This is a genomic window from Novosphingobium sp. UBA1939, assembly GCF_002336885.1.
Classification (GTDB): domain Bacteria; phylum Pseudomonadota; class Alphaproteobacteria; order Sphingomonadales; family Sphingomonadaceae; genus Novosphingobium.
Genome location: NZ_DDFB01000007.1, coordinates 1,470 through 16,408, shown reverse-complemented (window position 1 = coordinate 16,408; position 14,939 = coordinate 1,470). Strand labels below are relative to the sequence as shown.

At 66.5% G+C, this 14,939-nt stretch carries 8 protein-coding genes; 2 read left to right on the top strand and 6 right to left on the bottom strand.

Annotated features, from left to right (window positions below; genetic code table 11):
- Position 1: 1 nt before the first annotated feature.
- The 5 genes from B3547_RS00900 to B3547_RS00880 all read right to left on the bottom strand — a co-directional run bounded on the left by B3547_RS00900 (position 2) and on the right by B3547_RS00880 (position 7,996).
- Positions 2-1,369 carry a DUF1254 domain-containing protein gene (locus tag B3547_RS00900; RefSeq protein ID WP_292959616.1) on the bottom strand — a complete coding sequence of 456 codons (1,368 nt, stop codon included), beginning with the start codon at positions 1,367-1,369 and terminating at the stop codon, positions 2-4.
- A 75-nt stretch (positions 1,370-1,444) separates the two neighbouring features.
- Positions 1,445-3,019, bottom strand: a complete 1,575-nt coding sequence (locus B3547_RS00895) for a long-chain-fatty-acid--CoA ligase (protein ID WP_292959615.1) — start codon at positions 3,017-3,019, stop codon at positions 1,445-1,447.
- Positions 3,016-3,843, bottom strand: a complete 828-nt coding sequence (locus B3547_RS00890; RefSeq protein ID WP_292959614.1) for a hypothetical protein — start codon at positions 3,841-3,843, stop codon at positions 3,016-3,018. Before B3547_RS00890 ends, B3547_RS00895 begins: the two co-directional genes overlap by 4 nt.
- Complete coding sequence (locus tag B3547_RS00885; RefSeq protein WP_292959613.1) at positions 3,840-5,774, bottom strand: PQQ-binding-like beta-propeller repeat protein; 1,935 nt, start codon at positions 5,772-5,774, stop codon at positions 3,840-3,842. The genes B3547_RS00890 and B3547_RS00885 overlap by 4 nt, the downstream gene beginning before the upstream one ends.
- Before the next feature lie 35 nt (positions 5,775-5,809).
- A complete protein-coding gene (locus B3547_RS00880) occupies positions 5,810-7,996 on the bottom strand; it encodes a TonB-dependent receptor (protein WP_292959612.1) in 2,187 nt (728 codons plus the stop codon).
- Between the two features lie 168 nt (positions 7,997-8,164).
- On the opposite strand from B3547_RS00880, the gene B3547_RS00875 reads away from it, so the two are divergent.
- Both B3547_RS00875 and B3547_RS00870 read left to right on the top strand, forming a co-directional pair.
- Entirely contained in the window at positions 8,165-8,767 is a 603-nt protein-coding gene (locus B3547_RS00875; RefSeq protein WP_124810424.1) for a TetR/AcrR family transcriptional regulator, read from the top strand.
- 89 nt (positions 8,768-8,856) lie between these two features.
- Positions 8,857-9,828 (top strand): alpha/beta hydrolase family esterase, encoded by a 972-nt coding sequence (locus tag B3547_RS00870; RefSeq protein ID WP_292959611.1) that lies wholly within the window; start codon positions 8,857-8,859, stop codon positions 9,826-9,828.
- A 254-nt stretch (positions 9,829-10,082) separates the two neighbouring features.
- On the opposite strand, the gene B3547_RS00865 is transcribed toward B3547_RS00870, so the two are convergent.
- Positions 10,083-14,939: beta strand repeat-containing protein (locus tag B3547_RS00865; protein WP_292959610.1), on the bottom strand; the 4,857-nt coding region annotated here is incomplete at its 5' end.

Below are 14,939 nucleotides of genomic sequence, written 5' to 3'. Positions count from 1 at the left end.
ATCAGACTTGTTCGAGCGGCGGCACTCGCCATTTGCGGTCGATCAGCTCGTCTTTCGGCAGATAGGCGCGCAGCGCAAGCCGCATGGGGCCGGCGGGGGCCGGCAGCCAGTTCGCGGCAAGGCGACCCTCGGGGCGTTCGCGCTGGATGCAGATCACCGTGCTGCCGTCCGGTTCGCGCACGAGATCGGGCGTGCGGTCGCCGATCGAATAGCGCCCGATCGGATTTTCGACGAGGTAGTAGCGGCCGTCCGGCTGCGCGTCGTACATCGTCAGCGACCAGAACGCCTTGGCCGGAACGCCGCCGGGCGGCACTCTCCAGCGATAGGCGTTCTGGCCCGACAGACGTGCGCCGTGCGCATCGAAGTTGGCATGAAAGTACATCGCTTCCTGTTCCCCGAGCGCCGCGATCCCACCCAGCGCCACAAGCGACCGAAGACGGTCGTTGCTGCCGAAATTGCCGACGCCGCGGGGCTGGTAGCTCCACCCGTTGACGACCAGATCACGGAACAGGAAGCCTTCGCGCAGGTCCTTGATCCCGATCGGCAGGAAACGCGTCCATTCTGCGAGCAGGGCAGGGGAGGGTTGCTTTTCAGTGCCGATGCCCCAGGCGGCGAACTGCCCGGCGCGCGCGAGTTCCCCCTTGCGTCCCGGCGAACGGCGGATCAGCTCGTTGACGACAGCAAGGAAATTGGCGGCATCGTTCGCCTGCGGCTGGGCCGCGACCGTAAAGCCACGCGGCGGTTGGCGGCCCGCCGGGGCCGATATGGTGATCTGTTGCTGCACGGCCTCTGCGGCGGGAAGATCGCCAGGCCCGTCGACCAGAATGCGCGCCAGCATCCAGACATCGTTCGTGCTCGACCGGAACAGCTGCACGCCGTCGGGAGCGGTACCCTGCCATTCCGGTCCCGCGATCCAGAAGCGGCCGCCGTTCCCGTTGGTCGCGCGCGTGCCCACATAGGCGAAGTTGTCGGTAAACGCGTTCATGAAGGCGATGGACAGATAGCGATCACGCACGGTGGGCGCTGCCAGTTCCATCGGACCACCCGACAGGTCGAGCAGGCAGGACGAATAGATCGTGTCGTTGTTGGGCGCGGTCACGTTGCGGGAACGCCAGTCGGACAGCTGCGAACGCCGGACAATGGTGTTGAGCGTGCCGGGCGCGCCGACGCATCGGGCCAGCGCCTGTTCGTTTCGCGCGAACTCATACAGCGTGAAGGCATAATAGAACGCGGCGCGAATGCCGGCATCGGGATCGTCGGCCGCAAGCAGGCGTGCCGGTAGCGCCGCGCCGAACGACAGAGCGCCCGCCGTACCCAGCAGGGCGCGGCGGGTGAGCGGCAGGGAACGTGAAGTACCGTCTGAGATCATGGCCTGTATCCTTTCCCGATTACCGTGTGCCCGCCGCTTCGAGCGGGGAGTTTTGACGGACGTCATCGCCGTTTTTCATCCTACCTGTCTTTCCCGGCCTTCCCAGAAGGGCGCGCGCAATTCGCGACGCAAAATCTTGCCGGCGGCGTTGCGTGGCACCATGTCGACGAAACGGAATTCCCGCGGGCATTTGTATCCGGCGATCCGGTCGCGGCAGAAGGCGGTAACCTCGTCCGTGGTCAGGGCATGTCCGAAGGCGGGCACGATCATCGCCAGCACGGCCTCGCCCCAGCGTGGATCGGGCACGCCGATGACGGCCGCGTCCGCGATGGCGGGATGATCAAGCAGCGCGTTCTCGACTTCCACCGGATAGACGTTTTCGCCGCCGGAAACGATCATGTCCTTCACGCGATCACGGATGAAGAGATAGCCTTCGTCGTCCAGATAACCGGCGTCGCCCGTTTTCAGCCATCCCGCGCGGATCGTCTGCGTGGTGGCCTCGGGGTCATCGGCGTAGCCCGACATGACGATGTCTCCGCGCACTACGATCTCGCCCGTCTCCCCGGCCGCGAGGGGTGCGCCGTCCGCGTCGATCACCGCGATTTCGATTCCGTCGGCCGCGCGCCCGCACGACAGCAGCCGCTGCGCGCCCGGCGCATGGTCCTCCGGCGTCAGCAGCGTGACCGGGCCGGTGGTTTCCGTCAGGCCGTAGCATTGCGCGAAAGCGCACCCCATCCGCTCGCGCGCTTCGCGCAGGACGGATTCGGCAATGGGCGAGCCACCATAGACGATCATGCGCAACGCGGTGGGCGCGGCGTCGCGGAACGATGGCGCGGCAAGGCAGGCCTGGATCATCGCGGGGGCGAGCGTGGTATAGGTGACGCCTTCGCGCGCCATCACGCGCACCGCCTCGTCCGGCACGAACTGGCTGGCCAGCACCAGCCGCGCACCCGACTGAACCGATCGCAGCACCGGGCCGATCCCGGTGATGTGGAACATCGGAGCGGGGGCATAGATCACGTCGGACGTGTCGAGATCGAGCGGCGGGCGGCTGAACAGGGCGATCGAGGCCATGACGCTCGCGTTGGTGAGCATCACGCCCTTCGGCAGTCCGGTAGTGCCGCTGGTGTACATCTGGAGCACCACGTCTTCGGCGCTTCCCGGGCGCTCGACCGGCGTGTCCGGCTGGCGGTCACGCCAGGCCGCGAAACCCTCCGCCCCCGCCTCGTCGAGCACGATCAGCGGCACCGGCCTTCCCTCCATCGCCTGCGCCACTATGCCGGCGAACTCCCGGTCCGCGAAGACGCGCGTCGCGCGGGAATGGCCGAGGATATACCGGATTTCCGGCGCGGCGAGACGCCAGTTGACGGGCAGGGCTACTTGCCCGGCGCGGGCGATGCCCAGCAACAGCTCGACTTGTTCCGCCGAATTGCGCCCGACGATGGCGATCCGATCGCCCGCGCTGCCGGAAGCGACGAGACCGTTGGCGACGCGGTGAACGCGCCCGTCGAGCGTGGCGAAATCGATTGCCGTCTCGCATTCTCCAAGCGCCGGCGCGTGTGGATGCCTGGCCGCGATACGGCGCAGCAGATCATCGAGAAGGTGGCTTTCGTTCTCGTGGGAAACGGCATCGGCGGCAAAGGTATTCAAGGCACTACCCGATCGTCATGAATGAAATCGATGTCGGGATTTTCCCCGACGAACATGGAAAGCGTGTCGGCGAACGGGAACGCGCTGCCCCACGGCGGTGGCGTGAACCGGAGTTCGGGATCGAGGAACGCGGCACGCCAGTCGGCATAGCTGTCGAACCACAGTTCCATCACGCGGGGATATTCCGATCGTTCGCTGACCGCGCGGTACAGACCGAACCGCCGCAGACCCGGCCGCACCACGATTTCCGGCGCGGCAACCTTGTCGAACCAGGCATCCGCGTCTGCCGTCGGAACATTGGCCGGATAGCGCAGGAACACGATCCAGCGCAGGTAGGGCATGTCCCTGGGCGGGGTGGGTTTCGACAGGTAAAGCGTGTCCGGATTGACCGGGATCGTCGCGGTGGTGCTGCGGAACAGCCGGTTGCCGGCCCAGCCCCCCGGCGGCGGGGTGAACGAGGCGAGATCGCCGCCATAGAGACCGTTGCGGCGGCTTTCTCGAAAATCGTCGATGCTGTCGAAGTGGATTTCGGTCATGCGCCCGAACGCGACATGGAAGCGACGCACGGCTTCTTCCGGCGGCAGATAGGCGCGAAACGAGAGGTAATCGCGCTGCCAAGCCTGATAGGCCCGCCGCACCTGGGGTGCGTGAAAGGTCATGTACCAGCGGTCGAGCGCCAGTTGATCGGCCCCTGGCAGCAGCTCGATCAGGATGTAGTGCTTGATCGCGCCGGTCGCCAGGGCGGGTTGCGGCACAGCCAGCGCGGCCAGCACCGCGGCGCCACCGGCCATGGCTTGGCGGCGGGAAAGATGGTCGGCCATCATGGTTCCTTCCTGGTTGAGGGCAGCGCCAGCGCGACCAGCCTGTGCGGCGCCTTGCGGAAGCCCATGCCGCACACGATGAACTGCCGGCCGCCGGCCATGTAGGTCATTGGCGGCCCCAGCGTGTGATCGGGCAGCGGGATCTCTGCCCGGAGCGCCCCTGTCGCCTTGTCGTAGGCGCAGAGCATCTTGCGCGACTGCGCCGGGCTGTGCGGGCCTTCGCCCAGGAACAGCAGCGTCCGCGTCAGCAGCGGACCGGTGCGGCTGGTCGTGCCGATCCAGCCGGGATTGTAGGGCCGGAACATCGGCAGGTCGCGCGCGCCCGGCGCATTGGCGCGGGTCCACGCGATCGCGCCGCGATTGAGATCGATCGCGGTGATGCGGCCATAAGGCGGCTTGAGCAGCGGCAGGCCGCCCGGTCCGCGCACGACGCTGGCGCGGCCGGCGATCTCGCTGTCGCCGTCGGCCGCGTCGGTGCGCTTGCCGTCCCCGTCCAGCGCCATGGACACCGGCGCGGTCAGCGACGGGACATAGAGCATCCCGGTTTCGGGATCGGCGGCGGCGCCCCACCAGTTCGCTCCGCCCACCCAGCTCGGCAGCACGATGGTCGGCTGCGTACCCAGCGGCGTGAACAGTGGCCCGGCGGAATACTTCGCCAGAATGGTCCTGGCCTCCTCACGCAGCGCCGGGGTGAAATCGATCAGGTCGTCTTCGCCGATGCCCTGTCGGTCGAACGGCGGCGGCTTGGTGGGGAAGGGCTGCGTCGCGGCAGTGCGTTCGCCCGCGATGGTCGATTGCGGCACCGGCCGTTCCTCGATCGGCCAGACCGGCTTGCCGTCGCGGCGATCGAACACGAAGCAGAAGCCTTGCTTGGTGACTTGCGCGATGGCGGGGATGCGCTTCCCTTCGACCATGATGTCGATGAGATTGCCGGCGCAGGGAATGTCGTAGTCCCAGATGTCGTGGTGCACGAGCTGGTAGTGCCAGCGGCGCAAGCCCGTTTCGACGTCGAGGGCCACCAGCGCGTTGCCGAACAGGTTGTCGCCGGGCCGGTCTCCGCCGAAGAAGTTGTTGGTCGGGCAGGTGCCGGGGACATAGACGAGGCCGAGATCATCGTCCGCGCTCATCGGTGCCCAGGCATTGGCGTTGCCGGTGTGTTCGGCCGAGCCTTCGCGCCAGGTTTCAGCACCCGCTTCACCAGCGCGAGGGATCATCCGGAACGTCCACTTGTGGCGCCCCGAGCGCACGTCGAAACCCTGGATGACGCCCACGGGCATGACCGGACGGCTCGGCACGTCGTTGATGTACTGGCCCACGATCACGGTGTCGCGGCAGATCACCGGCGGCGAGGTTGCGCCGATCAATCGGGCGGGGGCGTCGGGAACCGGCTCTCCCGAGGAGCGGAGCAGGTCCACTTCCCCTTCTTCCCCGAACCCCGCAACGGGCGTTCCGCTGGCTGCGTCGAGCGCGATCAGGCGGTTGTCGCCCGTGGCGATCAGAACGCGCGCATCTTTCCCCGCGCGCCAGAAGGCCACGCCACGATGCTGGAAACCCTTGCTGGTGGGATAGCCGTGCCGCCAGGTGCCGGGGTCGTAAACCCACAGCGTCCGTCCCGAAGCGGGATTGATCGCCGCCACCTGGCTCATCGCCGTGGAGGTGAACAGGCGGCCATCGACCATGATCGGCGTTGCCTGGAATTCGCCGGGCTGCAATTCGGGGTGCGCCGCCAGGATGGTGGCGTCCGGTGATGTCCATTCCCACGCCACTTCCAGCGTGGCGACGTTCGAGGCGTCGATCTGGTCGAGCGGCGAATACTTCGTCGCCGCGTTGGTCGCCCCATAGACCGGCCATTCGGCGGCGTTGCGCGTTGGATGGACACGCGCGGCGAGGCCGGGGGCGAGAGCGAGCGCCGCAACGGCGCCCGCCCCCTTCATGGTCGTCCGCCTGTCGAAACCGGCCACGGCGCGGCTCACCAGTTGAACGAAAGCGTCGCGCCATAGGTGCGCGGCGTGTTGTAGTAGGAATTCCCGCCCACCGACACGATCCGGTAGAAATCGTTGGTGAGGTTCTTCACATACCCCATCAGCGTCCAGTGGGGCGTCCTGATGCCGGCCGAAAGGTCCACCATCGAGTAATTCTGGCTGGGCCGGGCGAGCGAGGCATCGTCGAACCCTCCGGCGGCGGTCTGGTAGCTGGCCGTGAACATCGCGTCCATGCCGCCGCCGATCGGATGATCGTACATCGCGTTGAGATTGATGATGTAATCGCGCGTGCGGGGCGTGGTTTTGCCCGCAAGGTCGATGAGCACGCCCGCGTTGATGATCGAGGCCCCGTCGTGCCAGCGACCGCGCTCGCCCGAGACATTCAGGCTGGTCACGAGCTGTCCGCCCGCCAGCGGAATGGTGCCGCTCAGTTCGAACTCGCCGCCGAAGATGTCGTCGGTGCCGACGTTCTCGAGCGTGAAGGCGGGGTTGGTAGCAGACAGCGTGGTGGTTTGCTGCACGTTGCGGGTCACGCTGTAGTACACCGCCAGCTGGCTCCGGAAGACCGCGCTGCCGATCCGGAAGCGGCCTTTCACGCCGATTTCGCCCGACGTGATGTCTTCGGGATTGTAGGGAACGCGGTCGAAGAAGCCCTGCGCGGGGCTCTGGTTGAAACCGCCTGGCCGGTAGCCTGTCGCGACGCGGCCATAGAACGTGAGATCGGGGTTGACCGTGTAGGTCAGGGACGCGGTGGGCAGGAACCGGTGCCATGTCCGCCGGAAGGTGGTGAGCGGAATGGTTTCGTTGGTCGTCGGATCGAGATCGATCTGGCGGAACCGGAAGTTCTTCCGGTCGATCTGGAAACGCGCTTCGACCGAGAGTTTCAACTGGCTCGTCAGATCGAAGCCCAATTGCCCATAGGCCGAATACGAATCCAGCGTTTCCTGGGATTCCTGCCGGCGAAGCTGGCGCTTGAGCGAGATCGCCGTCGCGTTGCTGCCGGTGACCGTGCCGGTGCGCAGCGAATAGACGTTCGACGTGTAGGTCATGAAATCCACGCCGCCGAGCCAGGTGAAGCCCGTCTTTCCGGTCGATCCCCAGCGCGCTTCGGTGCCGTAGCGCTTGAAGTCCTCTCCCTGCGCGTCGTACAACTGCGCCGTAGGCAGCCGGATGCCGAGGTAGTGGTCGAAATCCGCGCCCGATCGGGCGCCATCGCGTCCCTTGTAATTCGCCAGCAGCGTCAGTTCGCTCGTCCCGAAATCATGCGTGAATTCGCCGATCATCTGCGTCTGGTTGATCGTCACGCGGTCCACCGCGTCGAGCCCGGTGCGCACGAAGGGATCGGGATCGAGCACCTGGTTCTGCCCCAGCGCCGTGAACCCGGGCGCTTCGGAGCGGGAATGTTCGACCATCAGCGTCGCGGTACTGTCGGTCTTGATGCCCACGCCGATCGCGCCGCGAATACCCCAGTCGCGTGACGTGTCGATGGTCTTGCCGCTCACCTGGTCCTTGTAGAACCCGCCGGTCTGGTTGACGTAGTAACCGCCCACGCGAACCGCGGCGGTACCGCCGATCGGCACGTTCACCGTCAACGACGTATCCAGTTCGTTGACCGAATCGTACCCGACCTTGCCGCGTACCTCGGTATCGAGCACGGGCTTGCGGCTGATGACATTGACCGCCCCGCCCACTGCGTTGCGTCCGTAAAGCGCGCCCTGCGGTCCCCGGTAAACCTCGACCCGTTCGACGTCGTGAAAATCGATGCGGCTATAGCTGCGACCGCCGAAACCGCCGCCGGCCACGAAGATGCCATCGCGATAGATGCCGGTGCTCGATTCCGAGAAGCCCAGCCGTCCGCCGCCCTGGCCACGCAAGGCGATATCGTTGAGATATTCAGGGCCGGAACCGATCAGAATCGCGCCGGGGGTCTGTCGCGTATAGTCGGCAACATCCTTGATCGCGAGGCGGCTGAGATCGCTATCCGACAGGACGCCGACGGACACCGGCACGGATTCGATCGTTTCGGCCCGCTTGCGGGCAACCACGAAGATTTCGCCGGAACCGTCCTGCGGCGCATCCTCGGCGTAAGCCGGTGCGCCAACCAGCGCGATCGCCAGAATGGCCAGCGCGCTTCCCGCCCTCAACGCACGCGCCTGCCGCTCCATACCTTTCATCTCCATCCCCTTCTCTCCAAACGGGTGGCGATTCATCCTGACGCCACCTCTGTAACTCATGAGTAACATCTAGTTCCGGGTGAGTAAATAGGCTTGCGCTTTGCGCCGCCGGGACGGAAGGGGAGATGCCCGGTTGCAATCCGGCCGGCGGCGGGAGAACGTGGCGCGATGACGCAGAGCTATTCGGAAATGCTGGACGCGCATCGTGCCCGCAGGCGGGAGACGCTGCTGCTCGCGGCGGCGACGGTGCTGAACGAGCGGGGCCTGCGCCAGACGACCATGGATCAGGTGGCGCAGGGCGCGGGTGTCTCGAAGGTCGTGCTCTATCGCTACTTCGAATCGAAGGACCGGCTGGTGCACGAAGTGCTGTCCGATGTCGTGGATGCGCTGTTGCGCGCCGACGACGTGGACGTCGACTGGTGGACCAAGCGATTGCACCGGACGCTGGCGGTCGCCCGCTCGCATGCCGCCGCGATGTGCCTGCTGGTGCGGCACGCCTCGCACGATCCGGAATTCGGGATTCATTTCGACCGGCTCACGCAGGCGCTGGTGGGACGTGTGGAAGAGCGTCAGGCCGCAATCCTGGGGCCGGAAAGCAGCGACACGCCGGGCGATGTGCGCATCCTGGCCGAATCCGTCACCGCCTTCCTGCTCGACGCCTATGTGCGCTGGATGGAGAACGGCGATCCGGCTCGGGATGAGCAGTTCCTCGCCTGGATCACGTCTTCGGTCCGGGCCACAGTCTATTACTGGCGAGGCCTCGCGCCCTGATTGCCGGCCCGACGGCGCTCCGCCTTGAACTCTGCGGGATAGGGGTGTAACTCGTCGGTTACATGCTGGTGGAGAGGAGGAGAACGCGAATGGCGGGCTATCGGATGATCGCGGGCGGACTGGTGGTTATGGCGCTGTTTTCCGGCGCCGCCGCTGCGCAACGCCCCGGCTTTGGCGAACGTCTGCGTGAATTGCGCGCGGCGCGACAGCAAGCCTCTGCGGATGTCGATGGCGCCACGCGCCAGACGCTGATGTTCGCGGGGCGGGAACGGAGCTATGCGCTGCTCGATGCGCACAAGGGCGGCACTCCTGCTCCGCTTGTGATCGTGCTGCACGGCGGCGGCGGCAATGGCAGTACGATGCTGCCACGTTGGGCCGACAAGGCGCGGTCCGAGGGGCTGGTCGTCGCGGCGCCCGATGGCGTGGGCCGTATGCAGGGCATGGGAACCTGGAATGCCGGCGGCTGCTGTGGCGAGGCCATGACCAGCGGACTGGATGACGTGGCCTTCGTCAACGCCGTGGTCGATGACATTACGCGCAAGGGCGGTATCGACACGCGGCGGATCTACGTGGCCGGCTTTTCCAACGGCGGGATGCTGACCCATCGCTTCGCGATCGCGCACGGAGACCGGATCGCCGCCGCCGCCGTTGTTTCCGGGGCGATGTTTGGCGATGAAAAACCGGCGGCGACGCCGGTTCCGATGCTGATCATGCATGGCAGGAAGGACAATGTCGTCGGCTATGACGGGGGCATGAGCCCGACCAGTTTTGTTGCACGCGCCCAATCCGCACCGTTCCTGCCGGTGGAGCGCACCGTTGCGTTCTGGCGGGATGCGGATGGCTGCCGCGCCGCGCCGGCCGTCACCACGGGCGGCGATGTGACCGGCGCGCGATCCTTAGGATGCTCCGGTGGATCGGAAGTGCTGTTCTACAGCCTGGCAAGCGCCGGTCATGGCTGGCCGGGCGATACCCGTAGCCGGGGGATGCTCGGGAACGATCCTTACACGCAGATCAATGCCACCGAGGTGATCTGGGATTTCTTCAAGGTTCACCGGCGCTAGGGTCAGGACCCGTTACTGGCGCGATCGAGGCGTCCAAATGGCGAACATATCGGGCCGAAAGGCGCGCCGCGAAGGCTGGTTGCCTTTGCAAGCGCCTTTCNNCATTTGGACGTCCCGCAGGGATTTGGCCAAAATGGCCCAGCGCTGCGTCGGAGGGACTTGAAATATCGACATATTCCTGCGCCCCTCCTCCTTGCGCCGGGCCATTTTGCCTCAAACTTCGACCGCGCCAGTAAGGGGTCCTGACCCTAGGGTCAGAACGCGAAGCTGACCCCCGCCGATATCCGGTGATTGCGATAGCTCTTGCCACGGTCCACGCCGTCGTAGCTGGCCTGGATCGACAGGTTGCGCGCCAGATTTGCGCTGGCGGCGGCGCCATAGCTCACGCCGTTCCTGGCAAGACCCGTGCTTTGCACCGTCCATGCCGCCCCGCCGAGCACCGCCTTGCGCGAAGCCGTTGGCGCATCCGCAAGCTGAGCCAGCCAGGTTCCATAAGCGGAAAGCCTGGCGGACGCGAACGTCTGCACCACCTGGCCGCCGATGCGGCTGTCCAGCGTGTTCCAGCCGCTGTGGGGCAGGGTCAGGGCGAAGGCGCTGTTCGATGCAGTTTCGCTGACCTGCCCGGAGGACGCGTTGCCAAGCTGCACCCCGGCCAGCGCATAGGCCGCAAATCCGCCGGCCTGCACTGCCCGCAGCCGTGCATCGACCGCCAGTTGCGCCACGGTGACACGCGCGTTTCCGCTGGCCCGCACGGTTTCGCGGGCGGTGGCGATGGTCCGGCTGGTGTTCATCGTGCCGGAAGCAAACCCGCCAATCGCGGAGAGATCGACGAAAGCCGCCGGCGCATAGCGGCCGTAGAAGTAACCGACCGCTCCCGTGCCGCTGGCTTCCGCCCCGAGTCCGGTGTTGATCCGGGTGTGGGTGTAGCCGCCCGCCACGCCAAAGCGCAGGCGCGGCGTGTTGACCAGCGTGGCCCCGGCGATGAAGCCGCGCGTCGTTGCCGAATTGCCGTTGCCCCGCGCGCTGTCGCCCGGCGCCTCGTGGCTGTTGATGTAGCGCGTCCACAGCTGGACGCCCTGCTCGCCGCGCGCTCCGACATAGCCCCCCTGATTCAGTTGATCGCGCACCGTGCCAAGGGCGGTATTTGCCGCGCTGGCATAGCCCTGCAGCGCATCGGCATAGATCTGGCCGCTGATCTGCGAGAAGGCCCGTTCATAGCCGGCCGCATCAAGCCCATAGAGACTGTTGAACAGGCCGCCGTTCGCGGCATTGCCGCGCAGGCTGTCGAGAGCGTTGGCCGTGGCCCGCGTATTGCTGTTCCAGCCGCTGTTCGCGCCCAGCGTGCCGAAGCTCACGGGAGTCACGATCAGCTGCGCGGTGGTATCGGTGTAGAGCGCATCGAAGCGGGTGTTCGCCGCCAGACCGCTGGCAGGCTGGATGACGGTGTCGAACGTGCCCCGCACCGCCGTTGCCGAGACGATGGTGTAGCGGCTGCCCAGCGCCGGCGTATAGCTGTTCGTGGCGGAACCGGTGATCCCGCGCAGCGTGGGCACGACCGTGCCGCCCAGCGTCACCGTGCCATTGACCACCAGCCGGTCATAACTGCCCGCCCCACCGCCGGCGGACCAGCTGGCCCCGTCGATATCGACGGCCATGGTGGACGCCGATGCCAGCGTGACGGAACCGTTCGCGATCAGGGTGCCCGGGGAATTGCCCGGCGCCAGCGTGGCGCCGTCGGCGATCGCCAGAATGCCGTTGCCGGCCATGGAGATCGTGCCCGAACCGCTCAGCACGGCGCCATTGGCCACGGTCAGCCCGCCCGTCGCCAAAATGCCATTGACCGCCAGCCGTCCGGCGGAAACGGTGGTCGCACCCTGGATCGCGCTGGTTCCCGACAGGACGAGCGAGCCGCTGCCCGATTTGGCAAGGGTGCCGGTTCCGGTGATCGACCCGGCATACGTGCCGTCGGTCGTCTGGACGAATTCGAGCGCGCCGTCGTTCAAAATTGGCCCTTGCAGCGAAATGCTGGTGCCTTTCAGCGTGCCGCCTGCGATCGTGGTGCCGCCGCTGTAGCTGTTGGCGCCGGTGAGCGTCAGCGTGCCGCCGCTCAGGCTGAACTGTCCCGCTCCGGATAGGACGCCCGAAAAGGTGCCGGTTCCGGCCGAGACGGTCAGCGCCTTGCTTCCCAGCACGACCGAGCCCGATCCTTCGAGATCGACCACGCTGGTCCCCTGATCCGCGATGCCCGAAATATCGAACGTCCCGTCGATCGTCAGAGAGGAAGAAGCGACCGCCCCGGAACCCGCCAGCGCAAGCGTGCCGCCGCTGACGACGGTGCCGCCGGTGTAGCTGTTCGCGCCCGACAGTGTGGTCGTGCCGCTGGACTGGCTGACGCCGCCGGTGCCGGCCAGCGTGGCGCTGACCGTGCCGCCCTGCAGGGCGAAGGTGCCCGAGGAGGTGAGCGTGCCGTTCTCAATCGTGCCGCCGGCGAGCGTGACGCCGCCGTCCTGGGTCTGGCTGGTAGCGCCAAGGTCAAGCGTGCCGTCGGCGTTGACGGTGGTGCTGCCGCCCGCGTCGCCCAGTGTGCCGTCGCCCGCCAGCGCCAGCGTACCGCCATTGACGACGGTACCGCCGGTGTAGCTGTTGGCACCGGACAGCGTGGTGATGCCGCTGGCTTGGTTGACGCTGCCGGTGCCGGCCAAAGCAGCACTAACCTTGCCGCCTTGCAGTGCGAAGGTGCCCGAAGAAGTAAGCGTGCCGTTCTGAATCGTCCCGCCGGCGAGCGTGACGTCGCCGTTCTGGGTCTGGCTGGTGCCGCCGAGGTCGAGCGTGCCGTCGGCGTTGATGGTGGCGCTGCCGCTGGCATCGCCCAGGGTGCCGTTGCCGGTGAGGGCAAGCGTGCCGCCGTTCACAATGGTGCCGCCGGTGTAGCTGTTCGCGCCGGATAGCGTGGTCGTGCCGCTGGACTGGTTGACACCGCCGGTACCCGCCAGTGTGGCGTTGACCGTGCCGCCCTGCAGCGTGAAGCTGCCGGAGGAGGCGAGGGTGCCGTTCTCAATCGTGCCGCCCGCGAGGGTGACGCCGCCGTCCTGGGTCTGGCTGGTAGCGCCAAGGTCAAGCGTGCCGTCGGCGTTGACGACGGTGCTGCCGCTCGTATCGCCGAGCGTGCCGTTGCCCACCAGCGCCAGCGTACCGTCGTTGACGACGGTGCCGCCGGTGTAGCTGTTGGTGCCGGACAGCGTGGTGGTGCCGCTGGACTGTTGGACGCCGCCGGTACCCGCCAGTGTGGCGTTGACCGTGCCGCCCTGCAGCGTGAAGCTACCGGAGGAGGCGAGGGTGCCGTCCTCAATCGTGCCGCCCGCGAGGGTGACGTCGCCGTCCTGGGTCTGGCTGGTACCCCCAAGATTGAGCGTGCCGTCGGCGTTGATGGTGGCGCTGCCGCTCGTATCGCCGAGCGTACCGTCGCTGGTTAGGGCGAGCGTACCGCCGTTGACGACGGTGCCGCCGGTGTAGCTGTTGGTGCCGGACAGCGTGGTGGTGCCGCTGGACTGTTGGACGCCGCCGGTACCCGCCAGTGTGGCGTTGACCGTGCCGCCCTGCAGGGCGAAGGTGCCGGAGGAGGAAAGCGTGCCGTTCTCAATCGCGCCGCCGGCGAGCGTGACGCCGCCGTTCTGGGTCTGGGTGGTACCCCCAAGATCGAGTGTGCCGTCGGCGTTGATGGTGGCGCTGCCGCTGGCGTCGCCCAGGGTGCCGTTGCCGGCGAGGGCCAGCGTACCGCCGTTGACGAGGGTGCCGCCAGTGTAGCTGTTGATGCCCGCAAGCGTTTGCGTGCCGGCCTGCAGCACAAGACCGCCGGCTCCGGCGATCGCACCGGCAAAGCTATCGTTAGCATTGGTGATCGTCAGCGTATTGTCGCCCAGCGTGACGACGCCGCTGCCCGCCAGCGAGGCAACCGACGACTCACTGGTTGCTGCGGAAATGTCAAAAATGCCGTTGTCCACCAGACGTGCGGAATGCGCGATCGACGCTCCGCCGGAAAGGGCGAGTGCCGCGTCGCTGGTGATGGTCGTATCGCCCGTCCAATTGTTGCCGGCATTGGTCAGCGCGAAAGCCCCGCCTGAAAAGGTCACGTGCTGGTTGGCGGCGATCGCATCGCCATTGATGTTGTTGCCCGTGCCGGTGGTGATCGCGCCGGAAAGAGTAACCACGTTCCCGGACGTGTTCTGGAACACGGTCGGGTCGGCACTGGCGGGCGACGCCACGTCGAGAGACACATTGTTCGCGTAGGTGCCGCCTGCGGCAAAGGCGATGGTCGGGTCCACGGCGTGGATCACGCCCGTCCCCGCGGCACCGGTATCTCCCAGTGCCAGGGTGCCGCCGTTGACATAGAGATCGCCCGAGAAGCCGCTGTTGTTGGCCATTAGCAGCAAAGTGCCATCGCCCCGCTTCACCAGCGATCCCGAACCGCTCAGCGTTCCGGTCAGGGTGATGGCGTTGCCATCGGTATCGATGGACCCGCCCAGCGATTGCACGGTGAAATTGTTGCCGATCGTTCCGCCCGAGACGATCTTGAGCGTTCCGCCAGCGAAGACCGGGTGGACGGCGTTGTTGGCCAGATCAGTGGAACTGTAATAGCTGACCGCCGTGTCGATGTCGAGAATGGCGGGAGGTGCGGGCGGGTTGGTGATCACGACGGTGCCCGTGGTCGTCCCCAGCTTCGATGCCACGAAGAGTATGGGATCGAGCGCGGTATCGATCGCGTTGAAATCGCCGAACCCCAGTTGATATGTGCCGTCGCTGGCGATCGTGAAGGTCTGGGCGATAAAGGTCGTGCTGCCATAGCTTTGCAGAATGACGGTGTTCGTGGGGTAGCCGGTGGACCCCGCCGTGATTCCCGCAGCGCCGTTGCGGGCCAGCAGGTCGACCGTGTTGAGGCCGTTGCCCGCGATCGAAAAGAACACACCGTCCGTAAAGGGAAGGTAATCCTGCGCGGCATAAGCCCAATAGAACGTGTAGGAGCCCTGCGTCAGGGAAAGCTGCTTGGTGATATAGGCGTAGTTCGTGGTCGTCAGATTGGCGCCCACGCCATTGATCACGACATTGCCGGTGCC

What these genes read in the sequence shown, in the direction of transcription:
- B3547_RS00900 (WP_292959616.1), bottom strand. Translation starts at nt 1,369, where the DNA reads ATGATCTCAGACGGTACTTCACGTTCCCTGCCGCTCACCCGCCGCGCC.
- B3547_RS00890 (WP_292959614.1), bottom strand. Translation starts at nt 3,843, where the DNA reads ATGATGGCCGACCATCTTTCCCGCCGCCAAGCCATGGCCGGTGGCGCC.
- B3547_RS00885 (WP_292959613.1), bottom strand. Translation starts at nt 5,774, where the DNA reads ATGAAGGGGGCGGGCGCCGTTGCGGCGCTCGCTCTCGCCCCCGGCCTC.
- B3547_RS00880 (WP_292959612.1), bottom strand. Translation starts at nt 7,996, where the DNA reads ATGAAAGGTATGGAGCGGCAGGCGCGTGCGTTGAGGGCGGGAAGCGCG.
- B3547_RS00875 (WP_124810424.1), top strand. Translation starts at nt 8,165, where the DNA reads ATGACGCAGAGCTATTCGGAAATGCTGGACGCGCATCGTGCCCGCAGG.
- B3547_RS00870 (WP_292959611.1), top strand. Translation starts at nt 8,857, where the DNA reads ATGGCGGGCTATCGGATGATCGCGGGCGGACTGGTGGTTATGGCGCTG.